Here is a 2,581-nt window from a genome sequence, read left to right as displayed (position 1 = left end):
CCCGTCCGCACGCCGCACCGACATCGGACCCAACACCCCGAACCGCACCCGCGCATCCTCCCGCACCCACCCGCCACACCCGACCGGATTCCACCCGCCCGCCACACCCCACCGGGCACACGGCGGCACACCGACCGGACACCCGGGGACAGCGGCGTCAGCGGACGCGTCGACCGGACCCAGGGGAGCGGGACGCGGGGGAGTCGGACCCAGGGGAGTCGGACAGGGAGAAGCCGGACACGGGGGAGCGGAACAGGGGGAAGGGCGTCAGGCGCGGCTCATGATGTCGTCCACCACCGCGCTCTTCGCATCCGCGTACTCCTGGATGTAGGTCCAGGTCCGCGCCGCCAACTCCCGCTTCGTCCGCTCGTACAACACCCGATCCGCCTCATCGGACCGCAACCGGTCCCGGAACGCCAGCATCCGCGCGATCTCCGGACTCGACGGCGGGTGCACGTGCAGGTTGATGTTCGTGTCCGGCCCCTTCAACGCCCGGTGCTCGTGCCACTCCGGCTCCCGGATCACCAACCGGTACCCCGCCGCCTCCAACGGCGCCACGTACCGCGACTCCTCCGCCGGATCCGGCACCACCAGCAGCATGTCCACGATCGGCTTCGCCGCCAACCCCGGCACCGACGTCGACCCCACGTGCTCCAACACCAACACCTGCGCCCCCAGCAACGACCGCCCGCGCGGCCTCCCGCTCGTACAACCCCGGCCACGCCGGGTCGTACTCGGCCAGGTGCACCGTCGAGTCCAACCTCGGCGGCTCCTGCACCCAAGCCGCCCGGATCTCCTCGTGCGAACTCGCCTCACGCCTCATGATCATCCCTCCGACAGGCAGTCGGCCAGGATACGACGCCTACCGCGACAACCGCACCGCCTTTCCCACCCCGAACAGGTCGCCCACCGACCCCACCCGCTCCCGCACCTCGTCGGCCAGGAACACCAGGTCCTCCACCTCCCGGCACGACTCCACCTCCTCCCACGTCACCGGCGTCGACACCGACGGCCGCGCCCGCGCCCGCAACGAGTACGGCGCCACCGTCGTCTTCGCCGGGTTGTTCTGCGACCAGTCGATCAACACCTTCCCCGTGCGCTGCGCCTTCGCCATCCGCCACACCACCTCGTCCGGCGACTCACCCGCCAACCGCTGCGCCACACCCCTCGCGTACTCCGACGTCCGCTCCGGCGACGACACCGACACCGCCGCGTACACCTGCAACCCCTTCGACCCGCTCGTCTTCACCACCGGCGACAACCCGTCGGCCTCCAACACCTCCCGCACCCGGCACGCCACCCGGCAGCACTCCACCACCGTCGCCGGCTCACCCGGATCCAGGTCGAACACCACCAGGTCGGGGGAGTGCCGCGCACCCCGCGCACCCACCGACCACTGCGGCACGTGCAACTCCAACGCCGCCAGGTTCGCCAACCACACCAACGTCGCCAAGTCCTCCACCACCACGAAGTCCGCGTACTCCGCACCCCGCGACGACCCCGGCGTCCCCACCCGCACCGTGCGCACCCACTCCGGCGCGTGCGACGGCGCGTTCTTCTCGAAGAACGACTTCCCGTCCACCCCGTTCGGGTACCGCCGCAACGTCATCGGCCGACCCGCCACGTGCGGCAACAACACCGGCGCGATCCGCGTGTAGTAGTCCAGCACCTCCGCCTTGGTGAACCCCACCTCCGGGTACAGCACCTTGTCCAGGTTCGTCAGCTTCAACCGACGCCCCTGCACCTGCACCACCGCGTCAGACGCCACCCCGCCGCACCTCCCCGGGCACCCGGTCCGGCCGCAACCCCCGCCACGTCGGGAACCGCAACCGACCGTCCGCCGTCCACTGCCGGAACGCCACCTCACCCACCAACTCCGGACGCACCCACCGCGCACCCCGAGCCCGCTCCCGCGGCACCTCCGACACGAACGGCGACCGCTCCACCCCCAACACCGACAACCGCGCCGTCAACCGCTCCAACTCCGCCCGGTCGAACCCCGTCCCCACCCACCCCCCGAACACCCAACCCCCCACCCCCGACCGGGGTGCCCACAAACACACACCCACCCAACCCCCACGCTTGCCCGCACCCGGCCGCCACCCCCCGACCACCACCTCCTGCGTCGCCACCGCCGTCACCTTCACCCACTGCGGCGACCGCTGACCCGGCACGTACCGCGAATCCAGCCGCTTCGCCACCACCCCCTCCAACCCCTGCTCACGGCTCGCCGCCACCACCGCCGCCCCCTCACCCGGGAACACCGGCGGCGTCAACCAGTGCGCACCCCTGATCCCCAGCCCCTCCAACAGCTCACGACGCCGCGCATACGGCAACTCCACAGTGGGGGAGCCGTCCAGGTGCAGCACGTCGAACACCAGGAACGTCACCGGCACCCGACCCGCCAACCGCCGCGCCTGCGCCGCCGACGCGTGCATCCGCTGCTGCAACGCACCGAAAGTCGGCCGCCCACCCTCCAACGCCACGATCTCCCCGTCCAACAACACCTGCGTCGCACCCAGCTGCGCACCCAACCCCTGCAACTCCGGGTCCGTCCCCGTCACGTCGTTGCCCAACCGGC

At 71.5% G+C, this 2,581-nt stretch carries 2 protein-coding genes and 1 pseudogene; all 3 read right to left on the bottom strand.

Annotated elements, in window-relative coordinates; genetic code table 11:
- Positions 1-267: 267 nt before the first annotated feature.
- On the bottom strand, positions 268-660 hold the full coding sequence (locus AB0G02_RS34905; RefSeq protein WP_360803111.1) for a GrpB family protein: 393 nt from the start codon (positions 658-660) through the stop codon (positions 268-270).
- Between the two features lie 202 nt (positions 661-862).
- Positions 863-1,768 carry a non-homologous end-joining DNA ligase gene (gene ligD, locus AB0G02_RS34900; RefSeq protein ID WP_360803108.1) on the bottom strand — a complete coding sequence of 302 codons (906 nt, stop codon included), beginning with the start codon at positions 1,766-1,768 and terminating at the stop codon, positions 863-865.
- Positions 1,758-2,581, bottom strand: a pseudogene (locus AB0G02_RS34895) (DNA ligase); the annotation flags it as partial. The gene ligD and the pseudogene AB0G02_RS34895, both read right to left, overlap by 11 nt.

Origin of the sequence: Actinosynnema sp. NPDC023658 (assembly GCF_040639995.1) — a bacterium.
GTDB lineage: Bacteria > Actinomycetota > Actinomycetes > Mycobacteriales > Pseudonocardiaceae > Actinosynnema.
The sequence above is the reverse complement of the archived record's forward strand: the minus strand, read 5'-3'. Positions and strand labels throughout refer to the sequence as shown.